This is a genomic window from Sphingobacterium olei, assembly GCF_005048855.1.
Classification (GTDB): domain Bacteria; phylum Bacteroidota; class Bacteroidia; order Sphingobacteriales; family Sphingobacteriaceae; genus Sphingobacterium; species Sphingobacterium olei.
In genome coordinates this window covers 145,220-164,444 of the sequence record NZ_SUME01000004.1, presented here as the reverse complement: position 1 = coordinate 164,444, position 19,225 = coordinate 145,220, and the positions used below count along the sequence as shown (strand labels likewise).

Sequence of the window (19,225 nt, the reverse complement as noted above, 5' to 3'; positions counted from 1 at the left end):
TCATTTTTTATTTTTACAAACAGCTTACTTTCTATACAGACTAATAGAACGAAAAACACTGGAATTATGGCGAAAACACATATACTATGGGCAGATGATGAAATAGAGTTCTTAAGACCTCACATTCTTTTACTAGAGGAAAGAGGATACAAAGTAAAAACTGTAAATAATGGCAATGATGCTGTTGAAAATTTTAAAAATGAGCCCTTTGATTTGGTGTTTTTAGATGAAAACATGCCTGGACTCACTGGTTTAGAAACATTGAGCATCCTAAAAAGCATTAACCCCTCTATTCCAACTGTTTTGGTAACCAAAAATGAAGAAGAGCATCTTATGGAAGATGCTATCGGTGCCAAAATAGACGATTACCTTATAAAGCCTGTTAATCCTAAACAGATATTGTTGACCATCAAAAAATTCACTGAAAACAAAAGACTGGTCAGTGAAAAAACGTCGATGGCATACCAACAGGAATTCCGCAACTTGGGCTCGATCATGAACAATGATTTGGATTATACCGAATGGGTAGATGCATATAAGAAATTAATTTATTGGGAATTGTCTTTGGAAAAACTGGAGGACGAAAGTATGCATGAAATTCTTACTATGCAAAAATCAGAAGCCAACACACTCTTTTCCAAGTACATTGAAAAGAATTACACGTCATGGATTGCAAATCCGGATGAGGCTCCAATACTATCCCATCAGCTGTTCAAAAAGAAAGTGTTTCCTTCCCTTCAAGAAGACAAACCTACTTTCTTTTTTCTAATAGACAATTTACGCTACGATCAATGGAAGATAATCAATGATGTGATCACCGACTATTTCCGACTGGAGGAGGAAACCAGTTATTATAGTATATTGCCTACCGCGACACAGTATGCGCGAAATGCGATATTCAGTGGATTAACTCCTCTTGAAATGGAAAAAAGATTTCCTGACCTGTGGCAAAATGATGAAGATGAGGGAGGTAAAAATCTACACGAAGATAAGTTTCTTGCAGACCAAATAAAGAGATTATACAGACGGGATATCAAACACAGCTACACAAAAGTGTTGACACTGGATCAGGGCAAAGATGTTTTTGATAACATCAATAATCTCATGCAAAATAACCTGAATGTACTGGTATATAACTTTGTCGATATGCTTTCACATGCCCGTACGGATGTCGCGATGATTAGAGAATTGGCAAACGACGAAGCAGCATATCGGTCCTTAACCCTATCCTGGTTTGAACATACTCCATTATTAGACGTATTGAAATGGCTTGCACAACGTCAAGTTCGCGTAATTGTAACCACTGATCACGGAACAATCCGTGTAAAAAAACCAAGTAAAATAATCGGCGATCGCAATACAAATACGAATCTGAGGTACAAGCAGGGTAAGAACCTCAACTATGTGGGAAAAGACGTATTTATGATCAAAAACCCACATGAAGCACAACTTCCAAAACTGCATATGAGTTCGACTTTTGTTTTTGCAAAAGACGATTACTACTTTGTTTACCCTAATAACTACAATCAATTTGTCAATTACTACAACGGAACATTTCAGCATGGTGGAATATCTTTGGAAGAAATGATCATTCCGTATGCTACATATACCACAAAATAGATAATTTTGTGGTATGATCATACCTGTACATTCGCTAACCGAATTGAGCATAGCGGCTCAACAAATAATTTCCACATTTGCAGATGAAAGGATTTTTCTTTTTTATGGTCAGATGGGTGCCGGAAAAACAACTTTTATAAATGAGCTCTGTCTTGTCCTTGGTGTCCATGACCACACTTCAAGTCCAACTTTCTCCATAGTCAACGAATACCATTCAGACAATGGCCCTCTTTACCACTTCGACTTCTACCGGTTGAAAAACGAGTCAGAAGCATTCGACTTGGGGTACGAAGAATATTTTTACTCCGGGAATTACTGTTTTGTAGAATGGTCAGAAAAAATCCCCAATTTATTGCCCGAATCCTACGTTACCGTAGAAATAAAAGTTTCTGAAAATCAACATCGTACAATATATATCGAAAAAAAATAATTTTTTACTGCATACCCATGCAACCTTTTTTCCATCTTTCGCGTCTTCCTCATAAATAACTTAAAAATTGGAAAATATTAATCTAAATAAAGTGTGGGAAGATTGCAAAGTGCAAAATCGAAAAGCACAATCTCAACTTTATCACTATTTTTCAAAAAAGATGCATTTGGTGTGCATGCGATATGCACATACCACGTTGGAAGCCGACGATATCATGCAAAATGGTTTTGTAAAGGTATTTACCAAGCATCATCTTTTTGACGGGAAAGGTTCTTTAGAAGGATGGATTAAAAGAATAATGATTAATACCGCTATTGAGACGCATCGCAAAAACAAATTGAACTATGCAGAAGCGTTGGATGAAGATCAACATATGAAATTAGTCAGTCAACTGGGAGCAGATCAAACTTCTTACAAAGATTTACTCACTATCATTCAAATGCTTCCCGTAGGTTATAAGACGATCTTCAATCTGTACGCGATCGAAGGTTATACGCATAAAGAAATAGCTGACCTATTGGAGATCAGCGAGGGGAATTCAAAATCACAACTCTCAAGAGCTCGACAATGGCTTCAGCAAAAATTAATAAAACTAGAACTGAGATAACATGGAAGAAAAAGATATAGACAAATTGTTTCGAGATGCTTTCGAGCAGGCAGAATCTAATCCACCTTCCGATATGTGGAAAAGAATCGAAGCCGAATTGGATAAAGAAGATAACATCGCTATTTTATCTAAAAGGAATAAGTTCAGCTTTCTAAAGTACGTTGCAGCGGCTGTCTTACTGCTCAGTATGGGTATTGCAGTTTATTTAAACCAAGGAAAGGAGAACACAAGGTTAACAAACAACTCCAATCCAAAACAAATAGAAAAAATAGAAATTGCTCCCATGCCTGAAACTACAGAAAACGAGAAGGATACCAGAATAGCGCAAACAAGTACGGCGGAAGAACAAAATATAAAACCGTTAAAAAAAGTATTAGCGCAAGCAACTCTCAACAAAAAAGTGGTATCAGCTAAACAAGTCAGCGCACCACATACTGTAACACGGAAAACTCAAGACCATGTAGAAAATGTATATACTCCTGAAGAGACAGAAGAAAAATCCTTTCAAATAGCGACCCACGACGTCGATGTGCCGAACAAGGATATCTCCAATCAAATACCTGTCCGACAGGTAACAGAAGTAGAACAGCTAAAACCACTGATCGAGCCAGAAGAAGAAGTTGACAACATGTATGCCTCCCAACCTGTTGAAAAGAACAACACCGTCGTGACTAACATATTAAATGCGATCTCTGAAAATATCGAAATCAGTGCAAAAAAAGATGTCAGATTCCGTTCGGACGATGAAGGTTCTATTCGGATAGATTTTATAAACTCATTAGTAAAAAACCGTATTAAAAAAAGAAAATAACATGATACAAGCGATTATTAAATTTGGAATTTTTGGAGCGATCTTGTTTTCAGGCATAACAGCTTCGCGCGCTCAAGAAAAAGATAGTATCTTCTCCCTAGATACCGCTGAACATAAAACGAAGTTGAGCATCAATTTTGGAGTGGACGACAAGGACAAGAAAGAGGCTATAAAGTACCCACGATTCTTCGGTGGAATGACATTTACGAGAATAGATTGGGGGTTTTCAAGAATAATGGATGATGGCAAATTCACATTATCGGATGATAACCAATTTTTAAGCTACAAAAAAGCTTCTAACTTCGGGTTTGACATATTACAGGTCGGATTGCGATTCAGTGACAATTTCAAAACCTATCTTTCAGGTGGTTTTGAGTGGAATTACTTAAGGTTAGAAAAAAATATTCTACTAACGGAAAATAGCTCAAGCTTATCTTACCAAATAGTCGATGAAAACGATGTCAGGTACAAAAAAAATGTATTGACCTCCACCTACTTGCGACTTCCATTGGCTTTCGAATGGCGCAGTAATAAGCTTCGTAATGGCGATCGTGTAAAAGTGGCTTTTGGTGCGATGACGGGCATCTTACTGAAGGGAACACAGCGATTAAAAAGCGATGCCAATGGAAAACAAAAATTCAGAGACAACTATAATTTAAGTAGCTTCCAATATGGGCCATTTGTACGGATCGGATACGACGATTTTGGATTATTCGCAAAATACTATGTAAATGACGTATTTGAAAACAGCCCTGCACAAGCAGGTCTAAACAATTTTACATTCGGTTTTACCTTAGGATTTTAAAAGAAATACCTAATTTCCGCTATAAATAAATTTTAAAATTTATCTAAGTTTTAATGTAATTTTATGCCGAACAAAAAGTTCGGCATTTATTTTTATGAACAATAACTCGGCTTCCTGCAAATACATTCCTACAGATATTCAAAAAGAGGGTTTGCGCCTCATTCATGGAGAAAACATTTCCTGCATTTTTGAAGGCAAAGAGGATGTAGTCGCTGTAAATCATGTTGATTTTTCTATTGAAGAAAACACAATTACAGCTATCATCGGAGAATCCGGATCGGGTAAGAGTACTTTATTGAAATTAATCTACGGACTTCTGGAGCCCGATACCGGAGAAGTACGATACAGGGGCTGGCTTGTACCAACACGTAAAGACAAACTGATTCCTGGACATGACGCCATGAAATTGGTTTCACAGGGATTCGACGATCTTAATCTATATGCGAAAGTATGGGACAATATCGCATCCCAGCTTTCCAATACAGATTTGGAAAATAAAAAAAATAAAACCCAGGCTATTCTGGAAAAACTTAAAATCGACCACTTGGCACAGCACCGTGTTGCGGATCTAAGTGGTGGCGAAAAACAACGTGTCGCTATTTCCAGAGCGCTTATCAACGAACCGGAAGTTCTTTTAATGGATGAACCGTTCAATCAAGTAGATGCAGCTTTTCGTGATTCCCTTCAACATGATATCCGGCACATCGTAGAAGAAACAGGTTTAACTGTAGTTTTAGTATCGCACGACCCCGCGGAGGTACTCGGAATGGCTGACGCGCTAGTTGTAATGCGTAATGGAAAAATAGTTGATCAAGGTATTCCTAAAGATTTATATTATTCTCCTAATGATCCCTACACAGCTCTTTTATTAGCAAAAAGCAATATTTTAACACCATCCCAATCTCCTGTATTTGGCCTGAATACTTCTACGAAAGTAGCTGTCCATCAGGAATGGATAGATGTTACAGCAGACCAATCCGGCGAATTCTGGATAAAAGAGATAATATTTCGTGGATTTTATAGCGAATACCTAATCGGGAACAATAACATATCGATTAGAGCTATTGCCAAGCAGTCTATTCCATTACCGAGAAACACCCAAGTACATGTGAGCTTTAGTAACTACATTACGTTTTAAGTTCACAACTTCTCCAACCAATTTATCATGTCATCAAGCCAAGAGCGTGTGTCCGTCTTATTGACCATGCCGAAACCATGACCTCCGGTATCGTATACAAACAATTTACACGCTACCCCATTTTTCTGAAGGGCTTCTAAATATCTTTCTGCATTTTGAATAGGCACAACCTTATCATCTATTGCGTGCATCAAATAAGTAGGCGGTGTATCTTTGTTGACGTTCAGCTCGTTGGAAAAATGTGTTACATCTGATTCCAAAAAATCAGGACCGATTAAATTTGTCTTCGATCCTTTATGCGTAATATCATCGTCCAAGGATATAACAGGATATAAGAGCACCGAAAAATCGGGTCTTAACGTGGCGGAAGACAATCCCTTATCCAAATAATCCTTCTCGAAATGTGTCGATAACGTTGACGCAAGATGTCCGCCGGCAGAAAAACCCAAAACGCCCACTTTTCCCTGTTCTATACCTAACGATGTACTATGGATACGAATATAAGAAAGTGCCTGTTGAGCGTCTTGAATTGGCCCTATTCGCTTATCCAACATCTGATCCGCCTTGGGTAGTCTATAACGTAAAACAAATGCAGGATAACCCAGGTCCGAAAGGGTTTTCGCAACATCATGTCCTTCATGTTTCATTGCAACGTGGGAATAACCGCCTCCCGGAATAATCAAAAAAACAATCTTATGCTTTATTTCCGTTGGTTTATAAAAATACAATTCAGGTATATTTTCACCAAGGTCCGCCCCTTCCTTAGCATTCGGGAGATTACCTGTATATAATTCGAGCTTTTCTTGCCCTATGGCAAAAACAGTAAATATCATCATCAAAACTAAAAATAAAGAAGTACTTTTCATATGTGTATTATTTGACTTTCAATTGCCATATGGAATATTCATGTGTGTTTGTATTTTTGGAACATGAGTATTTCATATGCATTTAATTACTTGGTGAGCTCGCAAGCTCGGTTATTCATTTACACTTGTATTCAATGGAATTCATGAATGCTTCGCATTTTTTAATGCTAAGTTCATCCATTAATCGATAAAGATCAACCCAGTTCGTTGTTATTGATTTGCAACGATCATTAAATCCAAATTTTTAAAGGGTAGTTTAAATTTATCGGCCATATCCTTATTCGTTAGACTACCTTGATAAAGATATACCGCATTACGCACTCCCTGATGCGACCAAATTAGGTTGCTCAACCCTCCGCATTCGGCAATGTGTAACAAGATTGGCGTAAAGATATTTGTCAACGCATAGGTGGCAGTACGCGCTACTCTCGACGCAATATTAGGAACACAATAATGAATGACGTCGTATTTTCTAAATATAGGATGATCATGGGTCGTAATCTCAGAAGTTTCAAAACAGCCTCCTTGATCGATGCTGACGTCAATCAACACAGAATTCGGTTTCATCTTCGATACGGTATCTTCGGAAATTACACAAGAAGATCGACCATTTTTTGCGCGGAGCGCCCCAATTACCACATCACTGGCAACAACAGCCTTGTTCAAAATAATGGGTTGCATCACAGATGTAAAAACCCGGGATCCTACATTATTTTGTAATCTTCTTAATCGATAGACAGAACTGTCAAAGACTTTTACCTGAGCTCCCAAAGCAATCGCCGTACGGGCAGCAAACTCGCCTACCGTTCCAGCACCGATAATGACCATTTCCGTAGGGGGTACACCGGTCACTCCTCCCAACATCAAGCCTTTCCCTCCAAATACATTTGACAGGTATTCTGCAGCAATTAACGTAGAAGTAGCACCTACAATCTCACTCATGGCCCTCACTACTGTGAGATGTCCTCCTTCGTCTTGAAGATATTCGTACGATAAAGCTGTCACTTGTTTCTTCATTAAAGCATTTAACACCTGCTGCTGTAACAAAGAGGGTTGTTGACTGGAGAACAAGATTTGCTTATTTTTCATCAACGCGACTTCTTCTAACGTCGGACTGGCTATTTTAATAATAATATCCGCTTTAAATACAGATTCCCGATCGGATACGATCTGTGCTCCTTGCTCACTATAGTGATGGTCCAAAAAATTTGATGCTTCTCCTGCTTTAGATTCTAAAATCACCTTATGTCCGTTCTCTATTAAAAGAGCGACGGATAATGGTGTCAATGCAACTCGTTTTTCTTGAAAAACGATTTCCTTGGGAATACCAATCACCAAACTATTTTTTTTATTCCCAATAGGCATAAATGCCTCTTGAGTTTGCGAAAAAGCTTGTTGGGCTATCTTTGATAGATTACTCATTACTTTACGTGATAATTATTAAACTTAGATAAAGTATTTATAAACGAAATATATAAAATAATTAGCATTAAAAATCACTAATTTAATTTATCTTGCATATAAGTTAGAACGAAATCGCTATTTGTTTTACTTTTGTAATTTATTTACTTATTGATAATAATGAAATTATTAAAGCTAATCAATCATATTAAAATTGTTCCAAGGTGGATTATATTTTTATTAGATTTAATGGTTGCCGCTGTCGCTTTTACGGTAGCATATACCTTGTTTAATAATTTTAATTTTTCCGGTCTATCTGCTCGTGTTTTTGCCACCCAATTTTTGTATGGTATGCTTATCACAGGCATTTCATTTTGGGTATTCCGATTACATGCAGGAATTATCAGATATACAAGCGCCGTAGATTCAATCCGCATTTTGTCCACCATTCTTTTTACAATTATTATTCTATTCACACTGAAGCTGATCGCCCTAGCTTTGCAGCTGCCTACTGTTCTAGATTCAAAATTAATAATTATTTATGCCTTATTTCTATTCGCAGCATTAATTACCTATAGAACTTCTATCAAAATTTTCTTTCAATACACAAAAACATCTAGAAGAGTAAAGAGAAATGTATTAGTTTTTGGTGCGGGCGATCTAGGAATAGCGGTTAAAAGAACCTTTGATCATGACCTTTCTACAAATAAAATAATCGTTGGGTATCTAGACGACAATACATCCAAAATAGGTAAATCTATCGACGGCGTAAAAATTTACGGCACTACTGAGCTCTCCAAATGGCTCAAAAAATTGACTGTCGATGAATTAATTTTTGCTACTCATGCGGTTAGTCCGGAGAAAAAATCAGAGATCATCGATGTTTGTCTAGAAAATGATGTGCACGTACTGACCCTTCCTCCCATCAAAAATATCATGAACGGGGACTTAACTCCCAATCAGATTAAGAAAGTAAAGATTGAAGATCTACTTGAACGATCTACCATCAAAATAGACAATGACTCTATTTTAGAGAAGATAAAAGGGAAAAGGGTATTAGTAACCGGGGCTGCAGGCTCTATTGGAAGTGAGATTGCCAAACAATTAGGCAAGTACGAACCCCAATTAATTATATTATGTGATCAGGCCGAATCGCCGTTACATAATCTACAATTGGATTTGCAGGAAAACTTTAAGAATCAAGTCTATCATTCATTTATCGCAGATGTAAAAAATCTAGACCGCATGCGTGCACTTTTCGAGACGTTCAAACCACAATATGTATATCATGCTGCGGCCTATAAGCACGTCCCAATGATGGAAAACCATCCCATAGAAGGAGTTCGAACGAACGTGATAGGTACTTACAACTTGGCGAATCTCTCGGTTGAATTTGATGTTCAAAAATTTGTATTCGTATCAACCGACAAAGCCGTCAACCCAACTAATATTATGGGAGCCACCAAAAGAATTGCGGAAATTTATGTGCAGTCTTTAAACAATACTTTACAGAAAAATGGAAAAGACGGCACGAAGTTTATCACCACGCGTTTTGGAAATGTACTAGGTTCAAACGGCTCGGTAATACCTCGTTTTAGAGAACAAATTGAAAAGGGAGGCCCTCTAACTGTCACGCACCCCGAAATAACCCGTTACTTCATGACCATACCTGAAGCGTGCCAACTGGTAATCGAAGCTGGCAGTATGGGAAATGGCGGAGAAATCTTCGTCTTTGATATGGGAAAATCTGTCAAAATCGTGGATTTAGCCGTAAAGATGATAAAACTCTCAGGTTATATTCCTTATCAGGATATTGATATAAAATTCACAGGGTTGCGTCCCGGTGAAAAACTATATGAGGAGTTATTGAATGACCTCGAGAATACACTCCCCACTCACCATCAAAAGATCATGATCGCAAAAGTTAGAGAAAACAACTTTGATTCAATCAACCAACAAATTTCTATTTTATTTGAGGTAATTAAAACACAGAACAATCTGAATATTGTACGTCAAATGAAAGCAATCGTCCCTGAATTTAAAAGTCAAAACTCAATTTACGAACAATTAGACCAAGAACAGGTCATTCAATAAGTAAAAATCATATTATTAGCAATTTATGCAAATTACCCTTGTAAGTATTTGAGAAAAGTGTAATTTTGCGTTCCGTATTATATTTAAATAAAACTAATGTCAACGAACAACAATACAACAGAGAAAAAAGGTTCATTTTTTCAGGATAACCAAAAAAGTATCACCTTCATCATTGGTGGTATATTAGTCCTTATATTATTATATATTGGTTATCAAAAATTGTATCTAGCGCCACGAGCTGAAACTGCTGCAGATGCGATGTACAAAGCAGAGGAATATGCTTTAATCGATTCACTACAGAAAAAAGCTATTGACGGAGACGGTTCGTTCTTAGGTTTTAAAGAAATCGCGGACGAATATTCAAATACAAAATCTGCAAACATAGCCAACGCCTACTTAGGTGGTTTATATTTGCGCCAAGGTAATTTTCAAGAAGCGATTAAATATCTTCAAAAATATTCTGATACAGGAAGCGAGATCCTAGACCCACTGGTTACGGGTATGGTAGGTGATGCATACTCAGAAAGCCACGATTACAAGAAAGCGGCTGACTTGTATAAAAAAGCAGCCAATAAGGCTTCTAATTCTTACACAACACCGCTATTTCTGAAAAAACTAGGATTAGTGCAAGAGCAGTTAAATGAATACAAAAGTGCTGAAGAATCGTATACACGTATTCGCAACGATTTTCCTGAAAGCCAAGAAGCAGCAACTATTGACGCTTTAATTGCTCGCGCTCAGGCCAAACAATAATTTAGAAAACGTATTATAAATCAAGGCTGCTTTACGATAAGCAGCCTTTTTAATTAGCATAAATATGGCAAGTGGATTAAAAAATTTATCTGATTTTTCACACATTGAAGTAAAAAGTGCTACGGGCTTTCACTTTGGAATTGTTGTGGCACAATGGAATGCTGCAATTACCGGCGCGCTATTAAACGGAGCATTAGATGGTCTAATTAAACATGGGTCTTCTGAAGATTCCATTACAGTAATTGAAGTTCCAGGTAGTTATGAACTAATCACCGGAGCAGACATTATTCTACGCGATAGTAAATTTGATGCCGTCATCTGTTTAGGTTGTGTTATTCAAGGTGAAACAAGGCATTTTGATTTTATTTGTGACGCTGTAGCTAATGGAATCAGTAATGTTAGTATCAAATACAATAAACCTGTTATATTTGGCGTATTAACTACGGATAATCAACAGCAAGCTGTTGATCGTGCAGGGGGCATACATGGCAATAAAGGTGAAGAAGCCGCTATTACTGCTATCCAAATGGCACATATTCATAAGGCTTTTTAGGTTGGTATCATTTTTGAACTTTATTAGATATGAAGCATTTTTCACTCATTTTATTAGGACTGCTTATTGTTGGCACAACGATACTATCTTCATGTGGCTCACACGCCACTTGTGCTGCATATAATACTTACCCCAAAAAGAAGTCAAGAACACGATAATAAATTTGTATCGTGGGCTACTCACCCCCTATGGGGAATAAATTCCAAAATATGAATTATCTAAAAATCATGTTGGTATTGCTCTCATTACTGGCGGAACGTTCTACGAGCCTAATCGCTCAAGAAAACATCAGCCTGCCATCGGTATGGGAAGGCGTAGGAGGTAAATCAAAATGGGAATCTACAAAATTTATTCTTTTCACCTCTCAAGGTAACGAGATTACAAAGTACTTATCATCCGAAAGAACATTTTTGATCGATAAATCTGATGGACGCTGTAGATTTGAAGGTAAGACTAAATCTAATCACAGTATAGTTTTACTGTTCAATTATAAAAGCAAACAATTAGATAAATTGTATCTAAATGGAGTCGAAACAAAGGCGTCCTCAGCATTTAACTCATCCCATTTTCCAGAAATAATAGAACAATTTTTTCAAGACTCGAGATTATTATTTTTACCGTCGTCTTTTGACCAGAGCAATACAACGGCCGGATCACCGTCTCAAAAGATAATCAATGCGGAGAAGACCACCGTATTTCCAATATCTAGTGCACAGTTGTTTGACGGATCTACATTTAACGGAAAAATAGCATTAAACACCACTAGCCAAATCATTCGATCAGAGACTAATCAAAGTACATATATCATTAGTGGATATAAGGATGTCGGCGGCGGACTAAATCTCCCTACCGTCTTTAAACACGCCACCTCGCCTTCAAAACATTGTATATTTACCACAGTTGCCGCATTCACAGACATGGAAGAAGGCAAATTCACAACTTTATAATTTACAACAATCATGAACTGGATTACACTTTCGACAACAGATCAATTGGATACAATCTATGCGAACGACGAAACCGTGGTATTATTTAAGCACAGTACCCGGTGTCCAGTGAGCAGTATGGCAAAAAGAAGTTTAGAATTTGAAAAAGAACTCGTTCCAGCGGGCGCGAAATTCTATTACCTGGACCTAATAGCCAACCGATCGTTATCCAATAAAATAGCAGAATTATGGAACGTACAGCACGAATCTCCCCAAATATTGGTTACCAGGGGTAATGTCTGCTTATATCATGCCTCCCATCAGGATATTGAAATGAGCGAGCTGATTAAATTTCTATAAAAAGTTAAATTATTTTTTGAATATTATTATTTAAATTCTATATTTGCACACCGAAACAATAATGGCCCGTTCGTCTAGGGGTTAGGACGTTAGATTTTCATTCTAGAAACAGGGGTTCGATTCCCCTACGGGCTACTAAAGATTACAACAAAAGGTCTGCAAACCAAGCTTGCAGACCTTTTTTATTTTCTTACAGTCAAAACTCTTTTTTTTAAGCATTCTCACTCCCCCCTCTTGAGCTTGACTGGTCGACAGAAGCAGTCGCCACGTTATAAGCGTTGATTTCCCAAACACATTACGGCGCCAGGGGAATTACCATATTCCACGTCTTGTCGAACTGATAGCTTCCAGAACCACTCCCCGTCGCGGCAAAAAGATGGGTAGGCCTCCCGTCCTCGAACAAAAGAAATGGTCTTTCGAAGTTCGCCTGAACGGTTTTTGTTCCGTCGTCCCATTTGATATGTTTTGAATAAGCTTTAACCGGATCAGACAATTCCCATTTGAGCCCATCTCGCGAATAGGCATGAATCCCACCTCCCTCTTCTCCGCAGATATGTCCAAAGCGGTCTTTCATGATTAGTTCATAACGGTCCCCTGACCACCATACAAACGGATCCTCAACATCATTTTCGGCTCTATCTTCAGTATGGAAGGAAAAGATTGGTTCATTCGATAATCGTTCATAGGGACCGCTGAACGTTTTAGCTTTCGCAGCACCCAAAAGAAGCGGAGGATCATAGTTGATCGCAGAAGATTTATAGATCAGATAGACCTCCCCGTTGGGCAGGACCACGGGAGATGGATTGGAAGTTATGGAAGCATCCCACTTACCCGGCCTTGGCTGGATGATAGGTCGCTCCGTTCGCACCCACGGACCATCCAAAGATATCGCATAGGCCATCCCTACCCTCTTGGCCATCCACGCCTTCTGTGCAAGACCCGTTGACCAAACATCCTCCTCGAATGAAGGAGCGGGATCCTTATAGGTATTCCCGAAATAGTACAGGACATAGTATTTTCCGGACTTTACAATACGTGGGTTATGGGTCGTACAGCCATCGAAAAATTGTTTTCCCCTAGCCGGAAGAACAACCTCCACAAAAGAATACGGTCCTTCTGGGCGATCGGAAATTGCCCGAACAACCTCCGAATTTGTCACCCAGTTTCCGAAACCATATCGCTTGCTCCACCTAGAAGCAAACATGTGGTACTTGCCATCTGGGCCTTTGATGACCGATGGATCCCAGATCCAATAATCGTCCATTGCGAAACCTCCGCCTTTGATAGCGGGCAATAGTCGGTCAATAAACGCCCGTTTGTCGGCGATGGCCAGCTTTCGTGAGAAGCTCCTTCCGACAGAAGGGGCTACGAGAGATAGCCCGGCCACTGTTCTTATGAAATTTCTTCGATTGTGTTTATTAAAATCCATAGTTTGAGCTGATCTTGATTACTGTTAGGACAAAAGATGTTCCAAGCAAATTACAAATTGTATTTTTTCTATTCCACATTATTCAATTATATTTCCTCCGTAAATAGATTCTCAAAAGCCGAAGCGAAGAGAACCGATGTTAGGTTCGCGAATGCAAAGCTTTTTATTTAACTTTATTCTTAGTAAGATACTAAACAAAACTTCACCAATGAAAAAATATCATTATACAGAGGGTAATAATTCTTATGGACCATTTACCCTAGAAGAGTTGAGTGCTAAAAATATAGGTCCGAATACCTTGATTTGGACAGAGGATCTTGTTACATGGACGAAAGCCGGTGAGGTTCCGGAATTAAGAAGCATACTCAAAAACGATTCTATAAACCCACCTTCCATTCCTCGATCAGAGGAATTTGAATCGACAACACAGCAATATACATCCTCTCAGTCATCGGCAGCCAATTACCAAAGACCACCGAAAACCTACTTGGTCGAAACAATTTTGACGACGATCTTTTGTTGCTGGCCTTTGGGAATTCCTGCTATTATTTACGCGTCACGCGTAGAGAAAAAATTCTATGCAGGAGATATTATAGGAGCAGAAGCAGATTCAGCTAATGCGAAGAAATGGATGTTGATTAATATCGGTGCATCTGTATTACTGTGGATAGGTTATTTTGGCATATTTGGGTTAGCAATATTTACAGGCTTGTCTGATGGCTTCTAAAAGATTATACTTTTTCGTATTGATATTTTTGGGGTTAGTTGGGTTACTTTTACTCTATAAATATATTAATCCCGTTGAACATATGTTGTTTCCTAAATGTCCCGTCAAGCATATGACAGGATTAGATTGTCCTGGATGTGGAGGACAGCGTGCTGTACATTACCTCTTAAATGGACAGTTTAAACAAGCTTTCGCACAAAATCAATTGTTGTTTTTTCTGGCACCTTACATTGCTACGGGTTTTTACTTACAGCTTGTGCCCAAACCTACACTCAATGAACTGAAATTGCGTAAATTTTTATACGGACGGCGTGCCATACAGATTTTACTAGCGTTGATAATAGCCTTTACAATTATTAGAAATATGGCATAAAAAATCCTGTTCGACTAGTCGAACAGGATTTTATGATTTGAATGCTCTAATATACTACATCATTCCGCCCATGCCGCCGCCCATTGGAGGAGCACCAGCACCTGGATTTTCATCCGCTTCGTCCGCTAATACACATTCTGTGGTTAACAACATAGAAGCTACAGAAGCTGCATTTTCTAAAGCGACACGTGAAACTTTTGTAGGATCGATAACACCTGCACCAATCAAATTTTCAAATACATCAGTGCGAGCATTGTATCCATAATCACCAGTACCTTCTTTTACTTTTTGAACAATAACAGCACCTTCGATACCTGCATTGAAACAAATCTGACGTAAAGGTTCTTCAATAGCACGTCTGATAATATCAATACCGATATTTTCGTCCTCATTAGCTCCTTTAAGTTCTTTTAAAGAATCAGTAGCGCGGATGAAGGCAACACCACCTCCAGCTACAATGCCTTCTTCTACAGCTGCACGAGTTGCATGTAAAGCATCATCGACACGATCCTTTTTCTCTTTCATCTCTACTTCTGTAGTAGCACCTACATACAATACCGCGACACCACCAGAAAGTTTAGCTAAACGTTCTTGTAATTTTTCACGATCGTAGTCAGAAGTAGTTGTCTCGATTTGTGTACGAATTTGAGCAACGCGTCCTTTGATATCATCTGCATTACCAGAACCATTGATTACTGTAGTATTATCTTTATCAACCACCACTTTCTCTGCTTGGCCTAAGTATTCTAATTCTGCATTCTCCAACTTGTACCCTCTTTCTTCAGAAATAACAGTACCTCCTGTAAGAATAGCGATATCTTCTAACATTGCTTTACGACGATCTCCGAAACCAGGCGCTTTAACGGCAGCGACTTTCAATGAACCGCGGATTTTATTCACTACCAACGTTGCTAAAGCTTCTCCATCTAAATCCTCTGCTATGATCAACAACGGTTTACCTGTCTGAACCTGCTTTTCCAAAATAGGCAACAACTCTTTCATGTTGCTGATTTTCTTGTCGTAGATCAAAATGTAAGGGTTTTCCAATTCAGCTTCCATTTTATCAGAATTGGTAACGAAATATGGAGATAAATAACCACGGTCAAATTGCATACCTTCTACAGTTTTTACTTCTGTTTCTGTACCTTTTGCTTCTTCAACAGTGATTACTCCGTCGTTACCCACTTTTTGCATAGCTTCTGCAATTAATGAACCGATTACATCGTCATTATTCGCTGAAATAGAAGCAACTTGTTTGATTTTGTTATTATCTTGCCCTACTACCTGAGATTGAGATTTTAAGTTAGCCACTACTGCAGCTACTGCTTTATCAATACCACGTTTTAAGTCCATCGGATTAGCACCTGCTGCTACAGATTTGATACCCGGAGCTACGATAGCTTGCGCTAATACAGTAGCTGTAGTCGTACCATCACCTGCTTGATCGGCAGTTTTAGATGCAACTTCTTTAACCATTTGCGCACCCATGTTCTCAATAGCGTCTTTCAATTCGATTTCCTTCGCAACCGTAACACCATCCTTAGTGATCGCTGGAGAACCAAATTTCTTCTCGATAATTACGTTACGTCCTTTGGGACCTAATGTCACTTTTACTGCATTTGCTAACGTGTCAACACCTTTTTTAAGGGATTCACGCGCTTCCACATTATATTTTACTTGCTTTGCCATTTTATGTTAGTATTGAGTATAAATTGGGGAGCAAACTCCCTAATCCTTAATCTTTATTCCTTTATCCTTAATCTTTATAATACAGCGTAAATATCAGATTCACGCATAATTAAATATTCTTTTCCTTCATAAGTGATTTCTGTACCAGCATATTTACCATATAACACTTTGTCACCTACATTAACTGTAAGAGGCTCTTCGGGTTTTCCAGAACCCACTGCTACAACAATACCCTGAGATGGTTTCTCTTTCGCTGTGTCAGGAATGTACAATCCTGATGCTGTTTTTTCTTCTGCAGGAGCAGCTTCAACTACTACTCTGTCTCCGATAGGTTTAATACTTAATGCCATAATTATATTTTATTATTTTTTTACTTGATTGTACTTTTAATTATCACCAATTATGCCAACTCCATAAAAAAGCAATTTTGTTGACAATTTTTCACGAACACTGAAATTTTATGACAGCAATGCACATCGTCAATGTGTCATCCTGACAGAGACACAAGAATAACAAAACCTTCATGAATCCTATATCATCAACAGCTATAAAGATTCATGAAGGTTCTTGAGGGCTCTTGTATACAGAGACTTTCAGAAAAAAAAGGCCTCGCAAGCTATCTATGCGAGGCCTTTTAAATATTTTTTTAGTTAGTTTGCCGAATCGGGAGCTGTCGCTGGAGCCGAACCTGTAGCGGGAGCTGCATTATTCAAATTCAATGAAGGGCTACTTTGTACCGGTGCTTCAATCTGATCACTTAATCCGCCTCTATTTCCAACTGCTGATGGGCCGACAATATTAATTGCTAAACAAAAAACCATTAAAGCGATAACTAAAGTCCAAGTTCCTTTTTCTAAAAAATCGCCTGTACGTTGTACGCCCATTAAATTAGATCCTCCTGAAAACCCTGATGATAAACCGCCCCCTTTTGGATTCTGTATTAACACGAAAAATGCTAATAAAACACTTACTAAAACAATCAGGATAATGAATAAAGTCGTCATTTTTTTATTTCTATTAAATTATATATTTTTTTCTAGTTCTTTAATTCGGCTCGCAAAATACGATTTTTTTTCTGGATATTTCAAAATTAACTTCTTGAATACCTCAATCGCTTTCAAGTATAGGTTTTGATCCGCATAAACATTAGCCAATGTCTCTGTAACTAACGTATAGTTATCTTCAGCACTCCGCCGGGCTTTGTTTTCCGTATTCAATTGCTCGGGAGATGGTGGATGTATAATCGGATCCTCTCGAATAAACTTTTCAATGACTTCATCTACCTTTTTAGGTGCAGGATTATACGGCACCCTCTTCATTTTTGTTGCCTCACTAAGCTTAACCTCAGGATCCTGCAGATGGAATATGTTCTCCTTAATCTGCTGGTCTAATACAGCTTCATCGATTTTTTGAGGGTTAAAGGGGCGCTTATAAGGTTCCGGAAACATTGGACTCGCAAAGGGTTGGTAAGTGTCAGCATATTCCAATCTTGTCTTGTGCAACCACCACCTGAAACTATAGGGCAACAGCTCATCATTATACAAACTAATGTTCTCTTCTTCTTGAGCAGCAGCTTCATCCTTTTGTACAGGCAAATCTTTTTCTACGTCATTTTTGCTTTCAAAAACAAAAAAATCGGCGGAAGAAGCTCCTCCTTGAATAAGCTTCTCTAAAGTACGATCATCTGCAACCTCTTCTTCATCTTCGGTATCGCTATCTTCAACGAATTCGGAAAAACTCTTTTGCCCTTCCAATTTATCCGTATTTTGCTTTTCCTCAACGTCAACAAACGGAATGTATTCCTCTTCATTTTCTATAAGCAGATCTTCTATAAGCAAATCTTCTTCTTGCCGTACAGGACGATTCACAAAGTCCCATAGCCAATTCACATTGGATGCAAACAAAACCGCTGTAAGCTGACTATCAGAAGCGTCGGACAACAAATATCTCCTTTTTGCTAATGCAAAATGAAGAGGTTGCGAATACGGATATCTAGCAATTAACTCCTGTAAAGCAGACTCCTCGATCTGTATTGGATCTTTGAGCGCCTGAACATAGAGTGGATGATATACTGTATTAAGATTTTCCATGCATAAAATATCTTTCTACCAATTAGCAAACGCCCGATTGTAAATATCTTCCGTCAACATTTTAACAATATCTTCATTTAATGTCGCCTCTTGCGAAGTAACATCTGTTCCAGAAAACTCTTTAAATTGCGTAAAAGAATCTTCGAAGTTACTATCCCCAGTTGCGTCCAATTTATTCGTGTATTTTACTTTTACTGTAATAGATAGGCGATTTAAAGCAGCTCTGTCTAACCCACCCGCTTCCACCGCAGCTGGGGTAATGGTATAATTGGTGATGAAACCCTCAAAAATCGCATCTCCATCATCATTTACCTGGCTTAAAGAAGACTGTGTACGTATACGTTCTTTTAGGCCCTCCGTAAAATTTTGGCTCAATGTTGCGTACACCATCGGTGATATATTCTCAAAATACAATACGGTATAGGTTTTCATACCTTGGGGAATCGATCCTCCGGTAAAACTATATTTTACCCCACATCCCTGTATGCACAAAATAAGCACTGCGGCAAACAAACTCTGTAATACAATCCTAATAGTAGCTTTTGACATACAA

Annotated in this window: 21 protein-coding genes and 1 tRNA gene; 14 read left to right on the top strand and 8 right to left on the bottom strand. The window is 38.3% G+C overall.

Going from position 1 to position 19,225, the window contains the following annotated elements; all coding sequences use genetic code 11:
- Positions 1 to 66 precede the first annotated feature (66 nt).
- The 6 genes from porX (at position 67) to FAZ15_RS10740 (ending at position 5,411) form a co-directional block, all read left to right on the top strand.
- A complete protein-coding gene (gene porX / locus FAZ15_RS10765; RefSeq protein WP_136901322.1) occupies positions 67 to 1,620 on the top strand; it encodes a T9SS response regulator signal transducer PorX in 1,554 nt (517 codons plus the stop codon).
- A 13-nt stretch (positions 1,621 to 1,633) separates the two neighbouring features.
- Positions 1,634 to 2,050 (top strand): tRNA (adenosine(37)-N6)-threonylcarbamoyltransferase complex ATPase subunit type 1 TsaE, encoded by a 417-nt coding sequence (gene tsaE / locus FAZ15_RS10760; RefSeq protein ID WP_136901321.1) that lies wholly within the window; start codon positions 1,634 to 1,636, stop codon positions 2,048 to 2,050.
- A 67-nt stretch (positions 2,051 to 2,117) separates the two neighbouring features.
- Entirely contained in the window at positions 2,118 to 2,657 is a 540-nt protein-coding gene (locus FAZ15_RS10755; RefSeq protein WP_136901320.1) for an RNA polymerase sigma factor, read from the top strand.
- Position 2,658: 1 nt separating this feature from the next.
- Positions 2,659 to 3,468: a hypothetical protein gene (locus tag FAZ15_RS10750; protein ID WP_136901319.1), complete on the top strand. Its 810-nt coding sequence runs from the start codon at positions 2,659 to 2,661 to the stop codon at positions 3,466 to 3,468.
- 1 nt (position 3,469) lies between these two features.
- Complete coding sequence (locus FAZ15_RS10745; protein ID WP_136901318.1) at positions 3,470 to 4,273, top strand: outer membrane beta-barrel protein; 804 nt, start codon at positions 3,470 to 3,472, stop codon at positions 4,271 to 4,273.
- A 94-nt stretch (positions 4,274 to 4,367) separates the two neighbouring features.
- Positions 4,368 to 5,411 (top strand): ABC transporter ATP-binding protein, encoded by a 1,044-nt coding sequence (locus FAZ15_RS10740; protein ID WP_136901317.1) that lies wholly within the window; start codon positions 4,368 to 4,370, stop codon positions 5,409 to 5,411.
- A 2-nt stretch (positions 5,412 to 5,413) separates the two neighbouring features.
- On the opposite strand, the gene FAZ15_RS10735 is transcribed toward FAZ15_RS10740, so the two are convergent.
- Complete coding sequence (locus FAZ15_RS10735) at positions 5,414 to 6,277, bottom strand: alpha/beta hydrolase (RefSeq protein ID WP_136901316.1); 864 nt, start codon at positions 6,275 to 6,277, stop codon at positions 5,414 to 5,416.
- A gap of 210 nt (positions 6,278 to 6,487) precedes the next feature.
- Complete coding sequence (locus FAZ15_RS10730; protein ID WP_136901315.1) at positions 6,488 to 7,699, bottom strand: alanine dehydrogenase; 1,212 nt, start codon at positions 7,697 to 7,699, stop codon at positions 6,488 to 6,490.
- A 159-nt stretch (positions 7,700 to 7,858) separates the two neighbouring features.
- On the opposite strand from FAZ15_RS10730, the gene FAZ15_RS10725 reads away from it, so the two are divergent.
- The 6 genes from FAZ15_RS10725 to FAZ15_RS10700 all read left to right on the top strand — a co-directional run bounded on the left by FAZ15_RS10725 (position 7,859) and on the right by FAZ15_RS10700 (position 12,499).
- Complete coding sequence (locus FAZ15_RS10725) at positions 7,859 to 9,772, top strand: polysaccharide biosynthesis protein (protein WP_136901314.1); 1,914 nt, start codon at positions 7,859 to 7,861, stop codon at positions 9,770 to 9,772.
- A gap of 96 nt (positions 9,773 to 9,868) precedes the next feature.
- The gene (locus FAZ15_RS10720; protein ID WP_136901313.1) at positions 9,869 to 10,525 is read left to right on the top strand and encodes a tetratricopeptide repeat protein; all 657 of its coding nucleotides are present in this window, start codon (positions 9,869 to 9,871) and stop codon (positions 10,523 to 10,525) included.
- Between the two features lie 64 nt (positions 10,526 to 10,589).
- On the top strand, positions 10,590 to 11,078 hold the full coding sequence (gene ribH, locus FAZ15_RS10715) for a 6,7-dimethyl-8-ribityllumazine synthase (RefSeq protein WP_136901312.1): 489 nt from the start codon (positions 10,590 to 10,592) through the stop codon (positions 11,076 to 11,078).
- A gap of 209 nt (positions 11,079 to 11,287) precedes the next feature.
- Positions 11,288 to 12,025: a hypothetical protein gene (locus tag FAZ15_RS10710; RefSeq protein WP_136901311.1), complete on the top strand. Its 738-nt coding sequence runs from the start codon at positions 11,288 to 11,290 to the stop codon at positions 12,023 to 12,025.
- 12 nt (positions 12,026 to 12,037) lie between these two features.
- A complete protein-coding gene (ytxJ, locus tag FAZ15_RS10705; RefSeq protein ID WP_136901310.1) occupies positions 12,038 to 12,364 on the top strand; it encodes a bacillithiol system redox-active protein YtxJ in 327 nt (108 codons plus the stop codon).
- A 63-nt stretch (positions 12,365 to 12,427) separates the two neighbouring features.
- Positions 12,428 to 12,499, top strand: a tRNA-Glu gene (locus tag FAZ15_RS10700).
- A gap of 160 nt (positions 12,500 to 12,659) precedes the next feature.
- Here the strand turns inward: FAZ15_RS10700 and FAZ15_RS10695 are convergent.
- Positions 12,660 to 13,793 carry a glycoside hydrolase family protein gene (locus FAZ15_RS10695; protein ID WP_202912372.1) on the bottom strand — a complete coding sequence of 378 codons (1,134 nt, stop codon included), beginning with the start codon at positions 13,791 to 13,793 and terminating at the stop codon, positions 12,660 to 12,662.
- Between the two features lie 208 nt (positions 13,794 to 14,001).
- Between FAZ15_RS10695 and FAZ15_RS10690 the strand changes: the two genes are divergently transcribed.
- Together FAZ15_RS10690 and FAZ15_RS10685 are read left to right on the top strand one after the other, a co-directional pair.
- Complete coding sequence (locus tag FAZ15_RS10690; RefSeq protein WP_136901309.1) at positions 14,002 to 14,520, top strand: CD225/dispanin family protein; 519 nt, start codon at positions 14,002 to 14,004, stop codon at positions 14,518 to 14,520.
- The gene (locus FAZ15_RS10685; RefSeq protein WP_136901308.1) at positions 14,510 to 14,893 is read left to right on the top strand and encodes a DUF2752 domain-containing protein; all 384 of its coding nucleotides are present in this window, start codon (positions 14,510 to 14,512) and stop codon (positions 14,891 to 14,893) included. The genes FAZ15_RS10690 and FAZ15_RS10685 overlap by 11 nt, the downstream gene beginning before the upstream one ends.
- 54 nt (positions 14,894 to 14,947) lie before the next feature.
- Here FAZ15_RS10685 and groL read toward each other — a convergent pair whose 3' ends face one another.
- The 5 genes from groL to FAZ15_RS10660 form a co-directional block, all read right to left on the bottom strand.
- The gene (groL, locus tag FAZ15_RS10680) at positions 14,948 to 16,582 is read right to left on the bottom strand and encodes a chaperonin GroEL (RefSeq protein WP_136901307.1); all 1,635 of its coding nucleotides are present in this window, start codon (positions 16,580 to 16,582) and stop codon (positions 14,948 to 14,950) included.
- Positions 16,583 to 16,656: 74 nt separating this feature from the next.
- Entirely contained in the window at positions 16,657 to 16,932 is a 276-nt protein-coding gene (locus FAZ15_RS10675; protein ID WP_136821627.1) for a co-chaperone GroES, read from the bottom strand.
- Between the two features lie 300 nt (positions 16,933 to 17,232).
- A complete protein-coding gene (gene secG / locus FAZ15_RS10670; RefSeq protein ID WP_136901306.1) occupies positions 17,233 to 17,586 on the bottom strand; it encodes a preprotein translocase subunit SecG in 354 nt (117 codons plus the stop codon).
- 18 nt (positions 17,587 to 17,604) lie between these two features.
- Entirely contained in the window at positions 17,605 to 18,672 is a 1,068-nt protein-coding gene (locus FAZ15_RS10665) for a hypothetical protein (RefSeq protein WP_136901305.1), read from the bottom strand.
- A gap of 15 nt (positions 18,673 to 18,687) precedes the next feature.
- Entirely contained in the window at positions 18,688 to 19,221 is a 534-nt protein-coding gene (locus FAZ15_RS10660; protein WP_136901304.1) for an LptE family protein, read from the bottom strand.
- Positions 19,222 to 19,225: the final 4 nt, after the last annotated feature.